The following is an 18,563-nucleotide window of genomic DNA, read 5'->3' on the forward strand; positions in this document are numbered from 1 at the left end:
GTGAACAATCCGGCTCCCCCCTCTCGCGCGCTGACCCTGGCCGGCGCGGCACTGATGACGCTGACCCTGCTGCTCGCGCCGGCAGCGGCGGCCGAGCTCGGCACCGCGGCCACCGCCCCCGCAGCCATCGCGGCGACCAAGGTTGCGGTTACCGTGGGCACCGGCGCGGCGGCGACCACGGTGTCGGGGCTGGTCGCACCAGGTGCCACCGCCCTTGCCGCCACGGCGGTCGCGACCGCGTGGTGGATCTGGCCTCTCGCCCTGTTCGTGGTGTGCTTCCTGCTCGGCATCGTTGCGGTACCGGCCGGGGTGGGCGGCGGCGTGCTGTTCGTGCCCATCGTCGGCGGCTTCTTTCCCTTTCACCTCGACTTCGTGCGCGGCGCCGGATTGATGGTGGCGCTGGCGAGCGCGCTGGCCGCGGGGCCGTCGCTGCTGCGCAACGGCCTGGCCAGCCTGCGCCTTGCGCTGCCGCTCGCCCTGCTGGCCTCGGCGAGCTCGATCGGCGGCGCCATGATCGGGCTGGCGCTGCCGACCAATGTGATCAACGTCGCGCTCGGCACCACCATCCTCGGTATCGTGGTGCTGATGGCGCTGGCGAAGAAATCGGAGTTTCCGCACGTGCCCGCGCCCGACCGGCTGGCCACGGCGTTCCGCATGCACGGCATTTTCCACGACGTGGCGTCGTCGCGCGACATCGCCTGGCAGGTGCACCGGACGCCGGCCGGTCTCGCCCTGTTCGTGCTGATCGGGATGCTCGCCGGCATGTTCGGGCTGGGCGCGGGCTGGGCCAACGTGCCCGTGCTCAACCTGCTGATGGGCGCGCCGCTCAAGATCTCCGCGGGCTCGTCGAGCTTCATCCTGTCGCTGGTCGATTCCTCGGCGGCGTGGGTCTATCTGAACAAGGGCGCGGTCCTGGCGGCGATCGCCGTGCCCTCGGTGATGGGCATGATGCTGGGGGCCAGGATCGGTGCGCGCCTGCTGCACGTGCTCAAGGCATCGGTGGTGCGGCGGCTGGTGATCACGCTGCTGCTGTTCGCTGGCCTGCGGGCCATCCTCAAGGGGCTGGGCATATGGATCTGAGCGATAGACCCGACACCAAGGACGAACCCGCGAGGACCGACCACCGAGCGGTCGGCACCTCCAGCGTCTATGCCCCGCGCGAGCAGCTGCGCTATGCGCGGGTGTTGGAGTGGGGCACGCGGGTGGGCTTCATGGTGCTCGCCGCAAGCTACCTGGCCTATGTCGCGGGTTGGCTGCCGGCGCACGTCGGACACGAGCAACTGGCGCAACTGTGGAGCCTGCCGGTCGACGACTATCTGCGCGCCTCCGGCGTGCCGACCGGCTGGGGCTGGCTGGCGCTGGTCGGCAAGGGCGATATCGCGAACCTGATCGGCATCGGCATGCTGGCAGGCGTCTCGGTGCTGTGCCTGATCGCGGTCATGCCCTTGTATGCGGCGCAGCGCGACCGGACCTACCTCGCCGTGTGCGTGGCCGAGGTGCTGGTGCTCACCCTGGCCGCATCGGGGATCCTGACTGCGGCACACTGAACCATTACCGTACGCGACGCACCCGATCCTGCTCGAGGACTCCCCTTGGACCATCCCTTCCATCGCATCCTGCTCGCCACCGAACATACGGAGTTCGACACCGGCGCCGAACGCGTCGCGCTCGAACTCGCCCATCGCTGCCAGATCCCGCTGATGGCGGTGGTGCCGGTGGTGAGCAATCCGGAGTACGAGGCGGTTGCCCCCGCCCTGTCGGCACGTGCCGATCGCAGTGCCGCCGAGCACATTGCCGCGCTGCGTGCGGCCGCTCATGCGGCCGGCGTGGTCCTCGATGTCCGGGTGCGCCGGGGAGAGGAGGCATGGCGCGACATCGTCGCCGAGGCGAGCGAACGCCAGGCCGATCTGGTGATCGTACGCCGTCGCGGCAAACGCGGATTTCTCGCCCGCCTGCTGGTCGGCGACATGGTGAGTAAGGTGGCCGGCCACGCGCCCTGTTCGGTCCTGATGACCCCGCGCAATGGCGAGATGTGGCGCCGCGGCGTGGTGGCGGCGGTGGATGGATCGGACTGCACCGGGCAGGTGGCTGCAGTGGCGGCCGCGGTGGCCACGCGCTGCAGCCTGCCGCTGCTGCTCGTGAGCGTGGCGAGCGAGGACGTGCCGGCGCTGCGCGAGCGCGCCGCGGCCGCGCTGGCGCGGGGCGTCGCCGCCATCGGCGCCGCGGTCGCCACCCGGGTCCTGGTCGGCAAGCCCTTCGAACAGATCCTCGGCCACGCCAGCGGCAACGGCGCCGACCTGATCGTGATTGGCCAGCGCGGCGAAACCGCACTCGACCGCCCGCTGCTGGGCGCGACCGCGCAAAAGGTCATCGGCCTCGCCGAAGGACCGGTGCTGGTCGTGCATCCCTGATCGCGTCTGCGCCCCTGCGCGGAAACGGCACGGCCTCGTGTAGTGTTGCGCCCCCCCCGGCGCAAAGGCGGCCGGATGAACCCGGCCCTACGAAACCGGCGACGCCGATGCACCTCCGGATCAGAAGCTGTAGTTGTAGTTCAGCCGAATGGTCTGCTGGCGGTGGGTGGCGGTGATTCCGGTTTCCGAGTTGGTCTGCTTGACCCGCGGCGAGATCGACAGCGCCGCGGACAAGCTGTGGGCGCTGCCGTTGCGCCAGCCGAAGCCGACGGTGTAGTGGGTCTTGATGATCGCCGGGAACAGCGGATTGAGGTCGTGGGCCGGCACCGGATTGTCGGCGTGGCTGGCACCGAGCCGCAGCGCAAAGGTCGGGGTGAGCATGTATTGGCCGCCGAGCATGGCCACGGTCTGGTCCTTCCAGTCCTCCACCATGGTCGCCAGCAGCCGGGTGCCGCCCATGGCGACGAGGCCGGCGGCGAGCGGGTTGGCCTGGGTGGCGTCGGCGTCGAAGCGCAGGGTGAAATCCTTCATCGCCTCGGACCAGCGCAGATGCTTGACGTCGGCCACCAGCATCAGGCGCGGAGTGGCGTTCCAGGCGATGCCGATGCCGTAGGTCTCCGGCCACTGGAAATCGACCACGCGAATCTTTCCGCTCACCGGCACGTCCATCGTGCCCCCGGGGGTCTCGACGCCCATCTGCACGGTGGCGCTATCGCCCTTGAGATCGCTGATCCGCGTCTTGCTGTGATACGACGCGCCGACGCTGAGCGTGTCGCTCGCGCGGTACACCATGCCGAGCTTGAACGCGGTACCGGCGCCCCTGGCCTCGCCGGAAAAGTCGTTGCTGTCGGAGAAGTCGAAGCGGGCGTAATTGACGTCGGTGATCATGCCCGCGCCCATCGCGCCCTGGAAGGCGGTGACCAGCGAGCCGGAGGCGCTGCCGATGCCCGGTTCCGCGGCGACCAGGCGTCCGAAGGTGCGACCGTCGATATCCATGCGCACGTCCATCGTGGCCCACACCACATCGAACTGGGCGGCCAGCATGAGCCGCTCGGTGGCCTGCCACGCGAGCGGGAACATCAGCCGCCCGAAGCCGACCTCGGAGCGGATGTCCTCGCCCGACAGCGGCGCCGGGCTCCCCATCAGCGAGATCCCGCCGGCGAACAGCGCGGCACCCTCGCCGTATTCGGTGCCCATGCCGCCCTGCGCCAGCAGTGCGACGCCGTAGGTGAAATCCTCCTGGCGGTGAATCCACGATACCGAAGGCATGTAGTAGGCATCGCCGTCGGAGGACGACTTGCCGGCGACCGGATGGCTCGCCTTCACGTCCGGTCTCAGCACCGTCAGGCCGATGCCGACATCGGTCCGGCCCGCGGGCTTGAACCCCAGGGTCGCGGGGTTGTTCATCACCGCCGAGTTGCCGGAATCGTAGGCCATCGCGGCACCGCCCATGCCGCCGGCCTTGGCGCCGTAGGCATCGAGGTTCATGCCGTGGGTGGCGTGGCACAGCGGGCTGAAAGTGACGGCCAGCAGCGTGCCCGTCGAAGCAAGACGATACATGCGATCCTCCTGGGGCGCGGCCGGAACGACGCCGGCCGCATAGTCGTTATCGAGTCCGCGTCGCGGCCTGTGGCATCGACCTCAGGCATCGACCTCAGTCCGCCATCGCCCGCCAGTAATCCCACTTCACGGTAAGCGTGGCCCCGAGCACGATGGCGAGGGCGGTGAGCAGCGAGCCGATCGACAGCGTGGACAGTCCGGTGATCGACTGCCCGATCGAACACCCCAGCGCGGTGACCCCGCCGAAACCCATCAGCATCGCGCCGACGAGGTGGCGGCCGAGGTCGGTGGCATCGCGGAAGCCCTCGACGCGGAACCGGCCCGAGGCCAGCGCATAGATCGCCGAGCCGGCGATGACCCCCAGCGCCGACGCGATGCCGAAGGTGACGATGCGGCTGGTGTCGCTCCACATGGTCAGCAGCTCCATCGTGAATGCGTAGGGGGCGATGAAGCTCAGCGATTCGGCGCGGCCGGTGTTGGTGGCGATGAAGGCCTCCTCCAGCGTGTCCGGGTGCTCGGCGACGTAGCCGAGGTGGCCGCTGACGTACCAGCCGCCGACCACCACCAGTCCGATCAGCAGGCCGCCGAGCAGCGGATCGGCCTTGCGGAACTCGCGCCCGGCAAGCGCGAACGCCGCCGCCCCGCCGCCGACGATCGCCATCAACAACATCAGCGCGGTCGGACGCTCCACGCCGAGGGTGCCGGCGAGCAGCGAGGGCAGGTCCTGCTGGGCCGGCAGCGTGACCGCGACAGGGTCGATCAGACTCACCCGCCACACCCCGAACAGCCCCTTCAACGTCATGTAGCCGGCGATCGCGACGAACACGAACACCACCAGCGACTTCAGGCTGCCGCTGCCGAGACGGATCAGGGTCCGTGCGCCGCAGCCGCCGGCCAGCGTCATCCCCACCCCGAACAGCAGCCCGCCGACGATGTGCGACAACCACAGCAGGCGGGGCGCGGTATAGATGGTCTTGGCGACGTCGATCGCGCCGCTCAGTTGCAGTGCGCCGGTGCCGAGAATGGCGACCCCAATGGCGAAGATCCACATCCGCATGCGCATCCACGCCCCCATGTTCACGACGTCGGCCACCGCCCCCATGGTGCAGAAGTTGCTGCGATTGCCGACGAGGCCGAACACCGCACCGAGGCCGGCACCGAGCCATGCAATGGTGGCCGGCGCCACGATCTGGATGTCATCCATGGCGCGCTCCCCGGAAGGTCCGCGACAGGCACGGTGGCGGGAAACAGGCAGGCGCCGGGCTGCCGCGGAATGTGAGCAAGTGCGTATTCATCGACGGTCTCCTTCCATGTCTTCATTGCTGCTGTGCGTCGCCTCCCGCTACGTTGGCGGGGACTTCTGTCGCGGGCGTCAGACGAACAAGCAGATATCCGTCTTGCCGGCAAACTCCATGAAGGTCGATGCGCCGCCGTACTCGACCTCGCCGATGAACTCCTTGCGGTCGAACTCGAACAGATCCACGGTCATCTGGCAGGCGATGAACTTCACGTCGGCCTCGAGGCAGAGCTCGCGCAGTTCTTCGAGCGAGGCCACGCCCTTGGACCTGAGCTTGTTCTTCATCATCATCGTCGCCATCGATTCCATGCCCGGCAGCATCTGCACCATGACCGGCATCGGCACCGGCATCGGCATGGCCGGGTTGGCGAGCGGGCTGATCTTCACGCTCGACAGATCCTTGCGCAGCAGTTGCAGGCCGTAGAAGGTGAAGAACACCTGCACGTCGTAGCCGAGCGACGCCGCGGTCGAGGCGAGGATGAAGGGCGGGTAGGCCATGTCGAGCGTGCCCTTGGTCGCGATGATGGCCATCTTCTTTGCTTCCACAGTCTCTCCTTGCGCGCCGGCCGTCATGCGGCCGCTGCGTCGGTTACGGCAAACCCGGTTAGCGCTGACTTCCGCGACGGGACCGGCGGCACATTCCGCCGGGGACCCGGCGCTCAGCCCTTGCGCAGATAGAAGAAGAACTCCTTGCCTTCCTCGCTGGATGCAATGAGTTCGTTGCCGGTCTGGTTGGCGAAGGCTTCCATGTCCTTGACCGCGCCCAGATCGGTCGCGATCACCTTCAACACCTGCCCGGCGGTCATGCCGTTGAGAAACTTCTTGGTCTTGACGATGGGCAGCGGGCAGGACATGCCGCGCGCGTCGAGTTCCTTGTCGTGGTTCATCCTGGTATCTCCATGAAGTGAGCTGAATTCGGGTCGCAGTGTTGGGCACAGGTGCCGTGGGCGGCATCCCCTGCCCGGTCGCCATGTCGGTCGGTTCGGCGCTCGCCGGGCACGCAGCTATTAGGCTGGCGGGGGGCGGCCTGCGTCTATTACCGCATCGGGTAATCCCACCTAGCCCTCATGGGTAAGGGGCGCGGAGCACGGGCGTGCGGCGACGGACACTAACCCTTAGCGGTAGTAGTCGGCCGCTGAGCCGCCTTCCATAATCGGCATCGTTTCCCATCCACGGGCCGGCGGCCGGGAGGTTTCATGACGCAGGACGATGTGATGCGCAGCGACGGGCTCGCGCGCCAGACACGACTGAACGGGCACCCGGTGTACGCGATGCTGCGCACCACGGACGAGTTGCGCCGCTTCATGGAACACCACATCTATTCGGTGTGGGACTTCATGTCGCTGGTCAAGTCGCTGCAGGCGGCGGTGGCGCCGACCCGGGTGCCGTGGCGGCCGGGCGGCGATCCGGCGCTGCGCCGCTTCATCAACAGCATCGTGCTCGAAGAGGAATCCGACCTCGGCGACGCCGACGGCACCACCTTTCTGAGCCATTTCGAACTCTATTGCGCGGCCATGCGCGAGATCGGCGCCGACCCCGGGCCGGCGCTACGCTTCATCGAACGGGTCGCCGCCCGCGGCATCGCCGCCGCCCTCGATGAAGGCGAGATCCCCGAGCCCGCGCGCGAATTCATGCGGACCACCTTTGCCTTCATCGCCACCGGCAAAACGCACGTGGTCGCCGCCGCCCTCGCCCACGGCCGCGAGCACGTGATCCCCGGCATGTTCCGCGCCGTGCTGCGCGAACTCGGTGTCGCCGAAGCGCAGGCCCCGCGCTTCCACTTCTATCTGAAGCGCCACATCCACCTCGACCAGGACTTCCACGCCCCCATGTCCTTGCGCCTGCTCGACAGCCTGTGCGGCGACGATGCGCAGCGCGGCGCCGAAGCGCGGGCAGCCGCCCACGACGCGATCACCGCCCGCCTGCGCTTCTGGGATGGCGTCGCCACGGCGATCGGGGGCGCACCGGGCGCGACATCGGCGGTCCGCCCCGACCTTGCCGCCAGCGGCGCCTGAGATGGCCCGCACGATCCCGATCCGGCCCGCCGCACAGCACGAGGATGGCGCCTGCACCGGCGCCGAGTCCTTCGCCCTGATGGTGCTCGGCGACGCCATGCTGCCCGAGTTCGCCGAAGGCGAAATCATCGTCATCGAACCCGACGGCAAGGCCACCGACGGCACCTACGTCCTGGCCCGGATCGACGGCGACTGGATGCTGCGCCAGCTCGTCCGCGACGGCGCCGGCTGGCTGCTGTGCGCGCTCAATCCGGCCTACCCGGCGCTTGCCTGCGCCGACCTGGCGCCGGTGCGTGGGGTCGTGATCCAGAAGGTCAGACCGGGACGGCGGCGCGAGACCAGGCACTACGTGGAGTAAGGCGGAGGGCCGGCCTTCAATCCGGTCGCACGGAGCGCTTCGTTCATGAGCTTGTCGTCGATCACGATGTTCGTGCGCACGATAGGTGTCATTTCGCTGGGTCCAACCCAGCCTCGCGCCCCTGTCGTCCCGCGGTGCGCATTCCGCCAGGTTGTCGACGGTCGAGGTCGCTTCCGAATGTGTGCCGTCGTACAGACGCGATGCATATATTCCGGCAACCTCCGCCCGCGACATTCCCATCGCGCCGTTGCAGTTCAATTACTCAGGCGGATATTCCATGAAAATCAGAATGATTGCGGCGTCCGTGGGCGCTGTTCTTGCAGCCTGGGCACCGCTCGGCTCGGCCCGCGAAGCGGTCGCCCTGCCGGGTGTCGTCGGCGCGGAAGGTGAGCTGAATGGCGTCGATACGACGGGTAACGCGACCCTGACCGTCGGGAACAATCAGAATATCAACACGAACAACGACCTTGGCGGGGCCTTCAGGACTTCCACCAACAACGAAGGCAGCATCCTGTTTCTCGGCAACTCGACGGTCACCGGCAACACCGGTCAATCCGGAATCAACTATCTCAATCTCAGCGCCGGAGCGGCCGGAACGACGGTAGATTTCAACGGGGCGGTGTTTTCCACGACCATCAGCGTCAGCGGGACGGGAACGCTCAACTTCAACGGCGACGTCATCGGTGCCCCTGTCTTTACCGCTGACGGTTTCATCAATCTGGGTGCGGGCCGGTCGCTGATCGGCGCGATCACGACCACCACCGCGAATACCGGAACCCTGACGCTCAATGGCGGCAGCAGCGTGACCGGTGCGATAGGCGGCGCAAACGGGCTCAAGCAGATCAACGTGGTCGGCGGCAATGCCGCAATCACCGGCGCAGTCCAGGCGCAGGGGTTCAGTCTCGGCGCGAATACCCTGACCATTACCGGCGCATTGACGACCAACGCCGGCGGGACGATCTCGACCACGCTCGTCAGCGATGCCGTGTTCGGCAAGATCCGCGTCGACACCTCCAACATCAATGCCGGCGGAATTACGGTGGTCCCGACCGTGACCGGCGTGCTGACGAACGGAACGAATTTCAGGATCGTCGATGCGCCGGCCGGCACGATCGGGGCCGTGGTGAATGTCGTCAATAACAACCCGCGCTATACCTTTGCCGGCGTGCCGACCACCACCGGCGACGTGAACATCCTGTTGACCAACGTCGTGCCGCTGGCAGCCCTCGTGACCGCACCGGCTGCGGCCGCAGTCGCGCCGGTACTGGAGGTGAATGCGCCGGTGGGCTCGGACCTGCAGATCATCCAGGACGCCATTGCGGTGCTGGCCAGTACCGCAGCGATCGACAGCGCGCTGGTGCAGCTTGCGCCGGGCACAGGACATCTCGCGGCGCCGCGGGTCGCCGGGCAGACCGCGCGACTCTTCGACGATCTGTGGATGGCCCGCATCGACGAGGTCCAGAACCTGTGTTGTGACACGAACTGTGAGCCCAAGGGCTCGGCCGCGTCGGTCAATACGCACACGTGCAAGGACGCAGAGCAGCAAGGCAAGTGGTGGACCAAGGGCTTCGGAAACTTCGGTCGCCAGGGCGACGAAGACAACATGAGCGGATACAAGACCGAAGCGCTGGGTGTGATGCTGGCCTACGACCGGCCCTTGAACAACGAGACCCGCATCGGTTTTGGCGCCGGCTATGCGAACACCACCGTCGACGGGAATCATTCGAGCGGCAAAACGAAGATCGACTCCTATCACGTGACCGGCTATTTCAGTCATGCGCCGGAGCCCTGGTTCATCAACGGGGCCGTGACAGCAGGGATAGACCAATACGACGGCTCGCGATCCATCGTGTTTCCGGGCGTCAATCGCAAGGCGAGCGTCGACTACGACGGCCACCAGTATTCCGCCATCGTCGCCGCAGGCAAGCATTTCCTTGTCGATCAAACGACCATTGTCACGCCGACCGCATCATTGCGGGCCACGCGCATCCATGTCGACGGCTATACGGAAAAGGGCGCCGGCGACCTGAATCTGCGCGTGAAGAGCCAGGACTATGACTTCCTTCAATCAAGCCTGGGGGTCAAGGCGGAGCGCACCATGCGGTCGGCCAAGGGCAACTTCTACCCCGAAATGCACTTCAACTGGATGCACGATTTCAAATCGACGAGCATGGAGCAGGACGCGACATTCACCGGCAGCGCACGATTTACCACGGAAGGGGTGAAGCAGGACCGCGATCTGTTCAATGTCGGCGCAGGCGTCTCCTTCCTCTCATGCAAATGCGGCGGGAATCCCTGGACGGTCAAGGGACTCTACGACTACAAGTGGAATCAAAGCAGTTACGAGGCCCATCAGGTGTCGGTCGTGGCGAGCCTCAGGTTCTGATCTCCCGCAGCGGATTGCCAGCCATCGGTTTCGTGGCCCAATCCGCCATCCGGTGACAGGGGCGATGCATCCAGGCGGCGGACTTCGACCCGCCGTCGTCACGTCCTGGTTGGCGTCCGCCGTCACCGGAGGGCGAAGCGCGCTTGCGATCCGCCGACGAGACCGAGCACGCGCTTGACCGACCCTGGATAGCCCGTCGTCTTCGATCATCCGGCACGCGATCATGGTGTCGCATCCGGATGACGCGCCGGTATCGAGTATCCTGTTTGAATCAAGCCATGGTCTGTTCCCGAGGAGGCTGTCGGACTTGAGGCTGATCTACTGCGCCAGTGAAAGAAGCGGTCCATATCCGCCCGTTTTTTCGTTGCATAGAATGACTACGCGCCTCAAAAAACGGCTGAATCTGTCCTCGCTTCCCCACTCGGCTCGCGACGATCGCTCAAGTCCGACAGCCTCCGAGTCAGATAATCGAGCCGTCGGTCACACCAATGCAGATCCCGTTCACCGTCGAGCAGTTTTTCGCCGTATTCCGTGAGTACAACACGACCGTCTGGCCGGCCCAGGTCGCGCTGCTCGTGCTCGCGTTGGCGGCCCTGGTCGCGGTCGCCAATCCGCGGCGATGGTCGGGCGTGGCCGTGTCGCTCGTCCTTGCCTTTCTGTGGGCCTGGCTCGGGGTCGCCTATCACCTCGCGTTTTTCACCGCGATCAATCCCCTGGCCTACGGGTTTGCCGCCGTCTCGGTGCTGGGTTCGCTGGTATTCCTTTGGCAGGGTGTCGTGCGCCGCGCCCTCGCGTTTCGTCTGGGCGCCGATGCGCGCACGGCGGTCGGTCTCGTGCTGGTCGTGTTCGCGCTGGCCATTTACCCGGCATGGTCGTACTCCGTGGGGCACGGCTATCCGGAACTGCCGACCTTCGGCTTGCCCTGTCCCACCACGATCTTTACCATCGGTCTACTGAGCTTTGCCGTCCGTCCCTGTCCGCGCAGCCCGCTGTTGGTGCCGGTTCTGTGGTCTCTGGTCGGTGGCCAGGCGGCCTTCCTGCTCGGCGTACCGCAAGACCTCGGCCTCGTCGTCGCAGGGGTTGTGGGCATCGTCCTCATCGCGCAGGCAAAGGGTGACGGCGGCAAGGCGCTGGGGGCGGAATGAAGCCGACCGCAAGCCCGTCCGGCAAACGGCGTTCGGCCTGCGCCTGACGGTCGCCGCCGGCGTCAAAACGCGAGCGAGGGCCCTGAAACGATTGCGGAGAATCCATGCGTCCCGATAGCCTCCCTTCTCAATGGCTCACCGTGCCAATCTTCTTCGGGCTCTTTTTTGGCGGTGGCTACCTCGGAATACAGGTGTCGCGCGTGCTGGCCCCTGACTCGGGAGTGGCCGAATTCGTCAGCTTCCTCACCCTCCCTGCCGCATTTGTCATCGGCATGATGGCCTGGGCAGGGGCGGCAATCCCTGCTGCGGTTCGAAGACTCGTGCTGCGGGTTCTGCAGCGCGATCGTTCGCCCGCGACCGCGGAAAAGAACTTCAAGGCCGCCATCCCCCCGGGCTCGTCGGCTTTTGTGCCGGTCGCGTTGGTGGTCTGTTTGTTCGCCGGTACGATCGTGGGCGCCCTGTCACCGCGCATGGGCTTTGGATGGGTGCTGTGCGTGTACGCAGGACTGGGACTCGGCTACGGCGCTAGCTGCTGGATACTCGCCCGCAAGGGATACCTGCCGTTTCCCAGGGAGTAGACGACGCGGGCTGCGCGGCACAAACAAGTTCTTTGCCAGATCGATTCCAATCGTCGTAGCATTCATTTGGACTTGCCCTTTCGCCCTTCCGGATTGAACGTCAACAACCCGGTCCTGGCACTTCGCTGCCGGGCTGAACAGCGCACCGGCGGAAACGGGAAGTCTCTTTGCAGTCAGTCGAGCGGACCCACTGAAGGTCGGCGCATCTTGCCATCCGCTTACGTTAACGTCGGGTGTCCCGGTTTCTTCAAGCGGCGCCGAGTGCCACCCGCATTCAGGGAGGAGACAAAAATGGCAAGTTGTTTCGAAATGAGCAAGAGCTCGGATGGTCAGTTCCGCTTTGTTCTCAAGGCGGGAAATGCAGAAACGATACTCACGAGTGAACTTTATCGAACCAAGGCTTCCGTTGAAGGCGGCATCGCATCGGTGCAGGCCAATTGCGCCACCGATGAGCGATACGAGAAGAAGGCGTCCACCAACGGCAAGTTCTACTTCAATCTCAAGGCTGGCAACGGCCAGGTGATCGGAACGAGTCAGATGTACGCGTCCGAATCAGCGCGCGAAGGCGGCATCGCCTCGGTCAAGACCAGCGGGGTGAGCACGACGATCAAGGACAACACCTAGCCCGTCCGTCACGGGGACGTCTTGCGCCAGGCCGGCGAGACGTCCTCTGGGTCGAACGCCAGGCGTCGAACCACCCCCTGCGAGCGTACAGCGTGTTTTCACACATCTTCGTCGGCGTCACCGACTTCGACCGCGCCCTCGCCTTCTACAAGCCGTTGATGGCCGCGCTTGGCATCGAGCCGCGCTTCTGCGAACGGGAGCGTCCCTGGGCGGGCTGGCAGTCGACGCCTGGTCCAAGGCCGCTCTTCCTCATTGGCAAACCCCACGACGATCAGCCCCATCAGCGCGGAAACGGCCAGATGGTTGCGTTTCTTGCAGAAAGCCGGGCCATCGTCGACGAGGTCTATGCGGTTGCACTTGCGCACGGTGGCACGTCGGAAGGTGCGCCAGGCATGAGGCCCGAGTATCACGAACACTACTACGGCGCATACTTCCGCGATCCCGACGGCAACAAGCTCTGTGTGGCCTGCCATTCGCCTCCGGGCTGAGTCCATGCCGGTCCGCCACGGCGCGCCGCCCAAGGCTTCCCGAGCGGCATCCCGTCACCCCGTCCTTGCCGCCCCGACGGCGTCGGCGCCGCGGTCGCCCAGGCGAGCGAAACGAAGGCGCGTTGATCGCCTTCCCGGTCAGGCACCCGGAGCCATGGACTGATCGTCGGCCTGCGCGGCGAGCTGAGCGCGCAGCCGCTCTTCCTGCTCGCGCAGTTCGGGCGTGAACGCCTCGCCGAAGTCCTCGGCGTCGAAGATCTGCCTGATCTCGATCTCCGACTCGCCCGGCATCGGGTTGGGACAGCGCTTGACCCAGTCGATCGCCTCCTGCAACGACGCGCACTTCCAGATCCAGAAGCCGGCGAGCAGCTCCCTGAGCTCGGCAAACGGCCCGTTGGTCACCTCGCGGTCCTTGCCCGAGAAGCGCACGCGGGCGCCCTTCGAACTGGGGTGCAGGCCCTCGCCGGCCTCCATCACCCCAGCCTTGACCAGTTCCTCGTTGAACTGGCCCATCTCGGTGAGCTGTTGTTCGCTGGGCATCACGCCCGCCTCGCTGTTGCGGTCGGCCTTGACCAGTACCATGAATCGCATGTCGCTCTCCTTGCGTGTGGTTGCGGAACAGTCGTGCTTCACCCCTACGACGATCCGGCCCTTGCGATTTCGACATCTGTCTCCAAGACTGTCGATATCGGACCTGTCCGTCCGTCGACCCCATGCCCCTCCAGGCGTTCGTCCGCTTCGCGGACCATACTCAGCACGTAAGGAGACACGCTCATGACCACGAACACCATCCGGCTGCACCGCGTACTGCGCACGACCCCCGAGAAGATCTACCGCGCCTTCCTCGACCCGGACGCAATGGCAAGGTGGCTGCCACCGAACGGCTTCACCGCCAAGGTTTTCCAGATGGACGCAAAGGTCGGTGGCACCTACCGGATGTCGTTTACCAACTTCACCACGGGCCATGTCCACGCGTTCGGCGGCACCTATCTCGAACTCGAGCCACACAGCCGTATCCGTTACAGCGCGAAATTCGACGACCCGAACCTGGCCGGGGACATGCAAACGACGATAAGCCTGAAGGACGTGAGCTGCGGGACTGAGTTGAACGTCGTGCAGGAAGGCATCCCCGACGTCATTCCCGTCGAGGAGTGCTATCTCGGCTGGCAGGATTCGCTCGTTTTTCTGGCGAAACTTGTCGAGCCGGAGATTCCGGACTAGCGCATGCGCCGAACAGGGTGGCCCGGCGATGAGGCATCGGCAGACCGTCGCCGTGGCGGCAACCCTGTCCGCTACGATTCCGTGCGGCCTTGCCGAGTACACACATTTACAACGCCGGCGATGACGAAGCGCGCGCCATCCGGTCGAATTCGCATCGATCGACGAGGAGAAGCGCCATGTCCCGATACATCATCGTGCTGTTCGCCAGCGCCCTGCTCGGCGGCTGTGTCGTCGCTCCATTGGGCTATGGCCATCGCAGCGGCCATGGACATGGGCACCACATCGACAGGCAACATCATGACGGCGGCGGCGACTACGGACGCTGGCGTCATGGGGATGGAAAGCGGGATCGCGATTACCGCGACTATCGCCGCTGAATGCCGCGGCGGGGCGTCATGGACGATGCCCATCGCGCCCGCACGGCGCGAACGGCCGGGGCTACTGCTTGATGTCGGCCCACTCGGCACCGGTCAGGCGCTGGAGTTGTCCGGGTTCGAGGGGAAACACCGAAAATGGCGTGCCGGCGGCGGCCCACACGGTGGCGAAGCGTTGCAGGTCCTCGTCGAGCAGCAGCCTGACCGGCTGCGCATGACCGATCGGCGCGACCCCGCCGATGGCATAACCGGTCGCCGCGCGCACGAAGTCGGCATCCGCGCGCATCAGCGGTTCATCGACCTGCTCCGCCACCTTCGCTTCGCTGACCCGGTTGTCCCCGCTGGCGACCACAACGATCGCCTGCCCGCTGTTCCTGCCACGAAACACGATGGACTTGGCAATCTCGGCCACCGCGCAGCCGATCGCTGCGGCCGCCTCCGCGCTGGTCCGTGTGGGTTGTTCGAACTCGACGACCCGGGTATCCACTCCGGCATCGATCAGCAGGCGGGCAGTGCGCAGGGCCGTAGGGTGTCGGGCAGGCTTCATGGCGACGGGAAAACGCAAAAGCGGCGATGGTAGCGGAGCGGAGGAACGAATGCGGATTATGATTCGATCCATACAGACGGCATTGCCCTGCCCCCCATAACTATCGCGAGGAACGCTGATGTCCATCCATCAAACCACCATCGACTGGCTGCGCGCGCCCAATCCGGTCGATGCGCAGACTTATTCCCGCAACCACCAGGCCCAGCTCAACGGCGGGCAGACGGTCAATGTTTCGGCTTCGGTCGAGTACAAGGGCGACCCGGCGTGCACCGACCCCGAGCAGCTGCTGCTGAGTGCGCTCGGCAGTTGCCACATGCTCACCTTCCTCGCCATCGCCGACCTGCAGGGCTACACCGTCGAGCACTATCGCGACACCCCGACCGGCCATCTGGAGAAGAACGCTCAGGGCAAGATGGCGATCACCCGCATCGAACTGTCGCCGGTGGTGCACTTCGCTGGCGACAAGCAGCCGGATGCGGCCGCGCTGGCAAAGCTGCATGCCGGCGCGCATCGCAACTGCTTCATCGCCAACACGATCAACGCCGAAGTCACGGTTGTGGCGGGCTGAAATGCGCGCATGACGCGGCGCCCACCCGGCCAACGCGGGGCCGGACGGGCACCGCCCGAGCCTGAGACGGACGGTCGCGGGCCGGCTTCTGCGGTCCGACTTTTACGGAATTTTTCCCGATGAGCCACACCCGGGTCGTGTTGCTGACCGCACTGGCGATGCTCGCCTTTGCCGCCAATTCACTACTGTGCCGCGTTGCGTTGAAGGAAACCGGGATCGACGCCGCCAGCTTCACCGCCATCCGCATCGCCTCGGGCGCACTGATGCTGTGGCTGATCGTGCGCCTGCGCGACGGCCGGGTCGGCGTTCATGGCAGCTGGTTGTCGGCCTTCGCGCTGTTCGCCTATGCGGCCGCCTTCTCCTACGCCTATGTCAGCCTGCCCGCGGCGGTCGGCGCGCTGCTGCTGTTCGGCGCGGTGCAGGCGACCATGATCGGCTACGGCATGGCCCGCGGCGAGCGCTTCAATCCGCGTCAGACGCTCGGGCTGGCGCTTGCCTGCGGCGGCCTGGTCGGATTGCTGCTGCCGGGCCTGTCGGCCCCCCCACTCGCGGGCGCCACGCTGATGATCGCTGCCGGCGTCGCCTGGGGGGTGTATTCGCTGCGCGGCCGCGGCGGCAGCAACCCGACCGCGATCACTGCCGGCAACTTCATCCGCGCCCTGCCCTTTGCCGCTGCGCTCAGTCTGGCGATGCTGTCGCGCGCCACGCTGGACAGCGCAGGCATCGGCTATGCGATCGCCTCCGGCGCGCTCGCCTCGGGGCTGGGCTATGCGATCTGGTACACGGCGCTACCCGGCCTGCGCGCGACCAACGCGGCGACGGTGCAATTGAGCGTGCCGGTGATCGCGACCCTGGGCGGCGCCATGTTTCTCGACGAGGCGATCACGCCGCGGCTGGTGCTCGCCTCGATCGCGGTGCTGGGCGGCATCGCCGTGGTCATCACCGGGCGCCGGCCGGGCAATTAGGGTCGCAGCCCGCCCCGCTCAGCCCTTGCGCTGCGGCGCCAGCCAGCCCCGCATCAGCCGGGTCAGGTGCGGCATCACGCCCCAGGTCATGACCGCCACGATGAGCGCGGTCAGCACCGCGGTGCGCGGCAGGAAGGGCAGCCCCTGCAACAGCGGCGCCACCAGCCACAGCACCAGCGACACCGTGGGGAAGATGCCGAGCCAGGTCACCACCGCCATGCGCAGGCGCGGCGGATGCATCGAGGCCGGCACCACCGCCGGGGTGAACCAGGCTTCGAGCCCGCTCAGCTCGCGAAACTCGGGCTCGCCCTCGGCGACCTCGCGCAGACGGACGAGGATCGCACCGCGCGCCGGGCAGGTGTCCCAGGCCTGCAGATCGGCTTCCGACGCGAAGCGCACCACCACCTGGTAGTCCCCACCGCGTTCCTCGGGCGGGATCAGGTCGGCGCCGAGGAAACCCGGCACCCCGCGCATCAGGCCGAACATCTCGCGGATCTGGGCTTCGTATTCGGCCTCGCGGCCGGGGCGCGCCCGGCGGCGGGCGATGCGGGTGATGGTTGCAGCGGTCGGGTCGATGGTCATCGGCGCAGGATTCCGTTGAGAAAACAGACGTTCAGCACCGTCACGGTGGTGACGGCTTTGGCAGAAAACGCAGTTCGCTGTAGCCAAAGGCGGAGCGTATTCCGTCGTTCTTACAAGCGGGCGGGCACCATAGCAAGATCCGGCGGATAACGCCTATCGCCGATGTGCCCGGGATGGTCCCTGACTCCGATAGCAGAATCTACGTGGGCGGCTACGATCCAATCGCTCAACGGGGGTGAAACATGACACTAGCGCCCGAGATCCTTGGCCGAGGTGCCGGCGATACCCCAGTTTTCCTTGGGCACGTCATGGATCCAGACGCGCACGGTTTCCTTGGGCGCGCCGACTGCTTCGACCAGCGCGGCGGTCACCTTCTCGATGACCGCGCGCTTCTGGTCTTCGGTGCGTCCTTCGATCATGTAAATCTGGGCAAAGGGCATGCTTGTACTCCGGCTTGAATGTTGCGCGACGGGCGGGCCTGGTGGGTCCACCCGTACTGGACTTACTTGAACCGCGCGTCGACACCGATCTTACTTGAACCGCGTCGACACCGATCCGAGATGCTGCACCCGCAGCGTCACCGCATCGCCCGGCTGCACCGCCACCGCCTCGGTGATGCCGCCGGACAGGATCAGCGTGCCGGCAGGAATTTCCTCGCCCTTTTCGCCGAGCATGTTGGCCAGCATCGCAATCGCCGCGGCGGGGTGGCCGAGGACCGCGGCACCGGCGCCGAAGGCCACCGGCTCGCTGTTCTTCTCGAGCACGATGCCGATCGTGCGCAGGTCGAGATCGGCGACATTGCCCATCTTGCCGCCGACCACGAAGCGGCTCGACGAGCAGTTGTCGGCGACCACGCTCTTGAGGTCGAACTTGAAGTCGCGGTAGCGGCTGTCGATGATCTCGATCGCCGGGATCACGAAGTCGGTGGCGGCGAGCACCGCGCCGATGTGGCAGCCCGGTCCCTTCAGCGCGGTCTTGGTGACGAAGGCGATTTCCGGCTCGACCTTGGGATGGATGAGCCTGGCGGTGTCGATCTCGCCCCCTTCGGGCACGCTGAAGTAGTCGGCGAGAAAGCCGAACACCGGCGTCTCCACCCCCATCTGTTTCATCTTGGCATGCGAGGTCAGTCCTGCCTTGAGCCCGACGATGCGCGCGCCGCGGGCGATCTTGCGGCGCTTGATCTCGTCCTGGATGGCGTAGGCGTCGTCCCAGTCCATATCCGGATGGTCGTCGGTGATCTTGGTGGTGTCCTGCGCCTCCAGTTCGCAGCGCTCGAGCCGGATCGCCAGTTGCTCTATCGTTGCCTTGTCGAGTTTCATGCCGCCACTCCCTTTGCCGTTTGTGCCCGGGCACGCGCCAGATTCATCGCGGTGTCCTCGATCATGTCCTCCTGCCCGCCGACCATGCCGCGCCGGCCCATCTCGACCAGGATGTCGCGCGCCGG

Annotated in this window: 23 protein-coding genes and 1 pseudogene; 14 read left to right on the top strand and 10 right to left on the bottom strand. The window is 66.2% G+C overall.

Going from position 1 to position 18,563, the window contains the following annotated elements; all coding sequences use genetic code 11:
* From AC3A35_RS25665 to AC3A35_RS25675, 3 genes are read left to right on the top strand one after another with little or no spacing between them, the layout of a single operon-like run.
* Complete coding sequence (locus AC3A35_RS25665) at window positions 1–1,080, top strand: sulfite exporter TauE/SafE family protein (RefSeq protein WP_487439381.1); 1,080 nt, start codon at window positions 1–3, stop codon at window positions 1,078–1,080.
* Entirely contained in the window at window positions 1,071–1,547 is a 477-nt protein-coding gene (locus AC3A35_RS25670; RefSeq protein WP_487439382.1) for a hypothetical protein, read from the top strand. Before AC3A35_RS25665 ends, AC3A35_RS25670 begins: the two co-directional genes overlap by 10 nt.
* Window positions 1,548–1,592: 45 nt before the next feature.
* Window positions 1,593–2,411 (top strand): universal stress protein, encoded by an 819-nt coding sequence (locus AC3A35_RS25675; protein WP_487439383.1) that lies wholly within the window; start codon window positions 1,593–1,595, stop codon window positions 2,409–2,411.
* Between the two features lie 120 nt (window positions 2,412–2,531).
* Here the strand turns inward: AC3A35_RS25675 and AC3A35_RS25680 are convergent, their stop codons facing one another.
* The 4 genes from AC3A35_RS25680 to AC3A35_RS25695 form a co-directional block, all read right to left on the bottom strand.
* Complete coding sequence (locus AC3A35_RS25680) at window positions 2,532–3,971, bottom strand: OmpP1/FadL family transporter (RefSeq protein WP_487439384.1); 1,440 nt, start codon at window positions 3,969–3,971, stop codon at window positions 2,532–2,534.
* Window positions 3,972–4,065: 94 nt separating this feature from the next.
* On the bottom strand, window positions 4,066–5,175 hold the full coding sequence (locus AC3A35_RS25685; protein ID WP_487439385.1) for a YeeE/YedE family protein: 1,110 nt from the start codon (window positions 5,173–5,175) through the stop codon (window positions 4,066–4,068).
* A gap of 168 nt (window positions 5,176–5,343) precedes the next feature.
* Window positions 5,344–5,814, bottom strand: a complete 471-nt coding sequence (gene dsrE2 / locus AC3A35_RS25690; RefSeq protein WP_487439386.1) for a sulfur carrier protein DsrE2 — start codon at window positions 5,812–5,814, stop codon at window positions 5,344–5,346.
* A gap of 113 nt (window positions 5,815–5,927) precedes the next feature.
* Window positions 5,928–6,155 (bottom strand): sulfurtransferase TusA family protein, encoded by a 228-nt coding sequence (locus tag AC3A35_RS25695; RefSeq protein WP_487439387.1) that lies wholly within the window; start codon window positions 6,153–6,155, stop codon window positions 5,928–5,930.
* Between the two features lie 309 nt (window positions 6,156–6,464).
* On the opposite strand from AC3A35_RS25695, the gene AC3A35_RS25700 reads away from it, so the two are divergent.
* The 7 genes from AC3A35_RS25700 to AC3A35_RS25730 all read left to right on the top strand — a co-directional run bounded on the left by AC3A35_RS25700 (window position 6,465) and on the right by AC3A35_RS25730 (window position 12,862).
* Window positions 6,465–7,283, top strand: coding sequence for a DUF3050 domain-containing protein (locus tag AC3A35_RS25700; RefSeq protein WP_487439388.1), 819 nt, complete (start codon window positions 6,465–6,467; stop codon window positions 7,281–7,283).
* 1 nt (window position 7,284) lies between these two features.
* Window positions 7,285–7,641 carry a S24 family peptidase gene (locus tag AC3A35_RS25705; protein ID WP_487439389.1) on the top strand — a complete coding sequence of 119 codons (357 nt, stop codon included), beginning with the start codon at window positions 7,285–7,287 and terminating at the stop codon, window positions 7,639–7,641.
* A 289-nt stretch (window positions 7,642–7,930) separates the two neighbouring features.
* Window positions 7,931–10,027 (top strand): autotransporter family protein, encoded by a 2,097-nt coding sequence (locus AC3A35_RS25710; protein ID WP_487439390.1) that lies wholly within the window; start codon window positions 7,931–7,933, stop codon window positions 10,025–10,027.
* 488 nt (window positions 10,028–10,515) lie between these two features.
* The gene (locus AC3A35_RS25715) at window positions 10,516–11,172 is read left to right on the top strand and encodes a DUF6064 family protein (RefSeq protein ID WP_487439391.1); all 657 of its coding nucleotides are present in this window, start codon (window positions 10,516–10,518) and stop codon (window positions 11,170–11,172) included.
* A 104-nt stretch (window positions 11,173–11,276) separates the two neighbouring features.
* A complete protein-coding gene (locus AC3A35_RS25720; protein ID WP_487439392.1) occupies window positions 11,277–11,750 on the top strand; it encodes a hypothetical protein in 474 nt (157 codons plus the stop codon).
* A gap of 291 nt (window positions 11,751–12,041) precedes the next feature.
* On the top strand, window positions 12,042–12,374 hold the full coding sequence (locus AC3A35_RS25725) for a YegP family protein (protein ID WP_487439393.1): 333 nt from the start codon (window positions 12,042–12,044) through the stop codon (window positions 12,372–12,374).
* 92 nt (window positions 12,375–12,466) lie between these two features.
* Window positions 12,467–12,862: a VOC family protein gene (locus AC3A35_RS25730; protein WP_487439394.1), complete on the top strand. Its 396-nt coding sequence runs from the start codon at window positions 12,467–12,469 to the stop codon at window positions 12,860–12,862.
* A gap of 138 nt (window positions 12,863–13,000) precedes the next feature.
* Here AC3A35_RS25730 and AC3A35_RS25735 read toward each other — a convergent pair whose 3' ends face one another.
* Window positions 13,001–13,453 carry a YciI family protein gene (locus AC3A35_RS25735; protein ID WP_487439395.1) on the bottom strand — a complete coding sequence of 151 codons (453 nt, stop codon included), beginning with the start codon at window positions 13,451–13,453 and terminating at the stop codon, window positions 13,001–13,003.
* A gap of 183 nt (window positions 13,454–13,636) precedes the next feature.
* Here AC3A35_RS25735 and AC3A35_RS25740 point away from each other — a divergent pair, with 183 nt between their 5' ends.
* Window positions 13,637–14,083 (top strand): SRPBCC family protein, encoded by a 447-nt coding sequence (locus AC3A35_RS25740; RefSeq protein WP_487439396.1) that lies wholly within the window; start codon window positions 13,637–13,639, stop codon window positions 14,081–14,083.
* A 176-nt stretch (window positions 14,084–14,259) separates the two neighbouring features.
* Window positions 14,260–14,460, top strand: coding sequence for a hypothetical protein (locus tag AC3A35_RS25745; RefSeq protein ID WP_487439397.1), 201 nt, complete (start codon window positions 14,260–14,262; stop codon window positions 14,458–14,460).
* 61 nt (window positions 14,461–14,521) lie between these two features.
* On the opposite strand, the gene AC3A35_RS25750 is transcribed toward AC3A35_RS25745, so the two are convergent.
* Window positions 14,522–15,004: a YbaK/EbsC family protein gene (locus tag AC3A35_RS25750; protein WP_487439398.1), complete on the bottom strand. Its 483-nt coding sequence runs from the start codon at window positions 15,002–15,004 to the stop codon at window positions 14,522–14,524.
* Window positions 15,005–15,122: 118 nt separating this feature from the next.
* On the opposite strand from AC3A35_RS25750, the gene AC3A35_RS25755 reads away from it, so the two are divergent.
* The gene (locus AC3A35_RS25755; protein WP_487439399.1) at window positions 15,123–15,572 is read left to right on the top strand and encodes an OsmC family protein; all 450 of its coding nucleotides are present in this window, start codon (window positions 15,123–15,125) and stop codon (window positions 15,570–15,572) included.
* Window positions 15,573–15,691: 119 nt separating this feature from the next.
* On the top strand, window positions 15,692–16,537 hold the full coding sequence (locus tag AC3A35_RS25760) for a DMT family transporter (RefSeq protein WP_487439400.1): 846 nt from the start codon (window positions 15,692–15,694) through the stop codon (window positions 16,535–16,537).
* Window positions 16,538–16,555: 18 nt separating this feature from the next.
* Here the strand turns inward: AC3A35_RS25760 and AC3A35_RS25765 are convergent, their stop codons facing one another.
* The 4 genes and pseudogenes from AC3A35_RS25765 to AC3A35_RS25780 form a co-directional block, all read right to left on the bottom strand.
* Complete coding sequence (locus AC3A35_RS25765; RefSeq protein WP_487439401.1) at window positions 16,556–17,119, bottom strand: antibiotic biosynthesis monooxygenase; 564 nt, start codon at window positions 17,117–17,119, stop codon at window positions 16,556–16,558.
* Window positions 17,120–17,367: 248 nt separating this feature from the next.
* Window positions 17,368–17,610, bottom strand: coding sequence for a 2-hydroxymuconate tautomerase (gene thmT / locus AC3A35_RS25770; RefSeq protein WP_487439402.1), 243 nt, complete (start codon window positions 17,608–17,610; stop codon window positions 17,368–17,370).
* A 39-nt stretch (window positions 17,611–17,649) separates the two neighbouring features.
* Window positions 17,650–18,438 (bottom strand): 2-oxo-3-hexenedioate decarboxylase, encoded by a 789-nt coding sequence (dmpH, locus tag AC3A35_RS25775; protein WP_487439403.1) that lies wholly within the window; start codon window positions 18,436–18,438, stop codon window positions 17,650–17,652.
* A pseudogene (locus AC3A35_RS25780) lies at window positions 18,435–18,563 on the bottom strand (4-hydroxy-2-oxovalerate aldolase); the annotation flags it as partial. The pseudogene AC3A35_RS25780 and the gene dmpH, both read right to left, overlap by 4 nt.

It is taken from the genome of Azoarcus sp. Soil_N_20 (assembly GCF_057656155.1).

Coding starts and splice junctions, on each gene's coding strand:
- AC3A35_RS25715 (WP_487439391.1), top strand. CDS start 10,516: ATGCAGATCCCGTTCACCGTCGAGCAGTTTTTCGCCGTATTCCGTGAG.
- AC3A35_RS25700 (WP_487439388.1), top strand. CDS start 6,465: ATGACGCAGGACGATGTGATGCGCAGCGACGGGCTCGCGCGCCAGACA.
- AC3A35_RS25725 (WP_487439393.1), top strand. CDS start 12,042: ATGGCAAGTTGTTTCGAAATGAGCAAGAGCTCGGATGGTCAGTTCCGC.
- AC3A35_RS25670 (WP_487439382.1), top strand. CDS start 1,071: ATGGATCTGAGCGATAGACCCGACACCAAGGACGAACCCGCGAGGACC.
- AC3A35_RS25740 (WP_487439396.1), top strand. CDS start 13,637: ATGACCACGAACACCATCCGGCTGCACCGCGTACTGCGCACGACCCCC.
- AC3A35_RS25685 (WP_487439385.1), bottom strand. CDS start 5,175: ATGGATGACATCCAGATCGTGGCGCCGGCCACCATTGCATGGCTCGGT.
- AC3A35_RS25755 (WP_487439399.1), top strand. CDS start 15,123: ATGTCCATCCATCAAACCACCATCGACTGGCTGCGCGCGCCCAATCCG.
- AC3A35_RS25720 (WP_487439392.1), top strand. CDS start 11,277: ATGCGTCCCGATAGCCTCCCTTCTCAATGGCTCACCGTGCCAATCTTC.
- AC3A35_RS25750 (WP_487439398.1), bottom strand. CDS start 15,004: ATGAAGCCTGCCCGACACCCTACGGCCCTGCGCACTGCCCGCCTGCTG.
- dmpH (WP_487439403.1), bottom strand. CDS start 18,438: ATGAAACTCGACAAGGCAACGATAGAGCAACTGGCGATCCGGCTCGAG.
- AC3A35_RS25680 (WP_487439384.1), bottom strand. CDS start 3,971: ATGTATCGTCTTGCTTCGACGGGCACGCTGCTGGCCGTCACTTTCAGC.
- AC3A35_RS25705 (WP_487439389.1), top strand. CDS start 7,285: ATGGCCCGCACGATCCCGATCCGGCCCGCCGCACAGCACGAGGATGGC.
- AC3A35_RS25695 (WP_487439387.1), bottom strand. CDS start 6,155: ATGAACCACGACAAGGAACTCGACGCGCGCGGCATGTCCTGCCCGCTG.
- AC3A35_RS25735 (WP_487439395.1), bottom strand. CDS start 13,453: ATGCGATTCATGGTACTGGTCAAGGCCGACCGCAACAGCGAGGCGGGC.
- AC3A35_RS25765 (WP_487439401.1), bottom strand. CDS start 17,119: ATGACCATCGACCCGACCGCTGCAACCATCACCCGCATCGCCCGCCGC.
- AC3A35_RS25710 (WP_487439390.1), top strand. CDS start 7,931: ATGATTGCGGCGTCCGTGGGCGCTGTTCTTGCAGCCTGGGCACCGCTC.
- AC3A35_RS25745 (WP_487439397.1), top strand. CDS start 14,260: ATGTCCCGATACATCATCGTGCTGTTCGCCAGCGCCCTGCTCGGCGGC.
- AC3A35_RS25760 (WP_487439400.1), top strand. CDS start 15,692: ATGAGCCACACCCGGGTCGTGTTGCTGACCGCACTGGCGATGCTCGCC.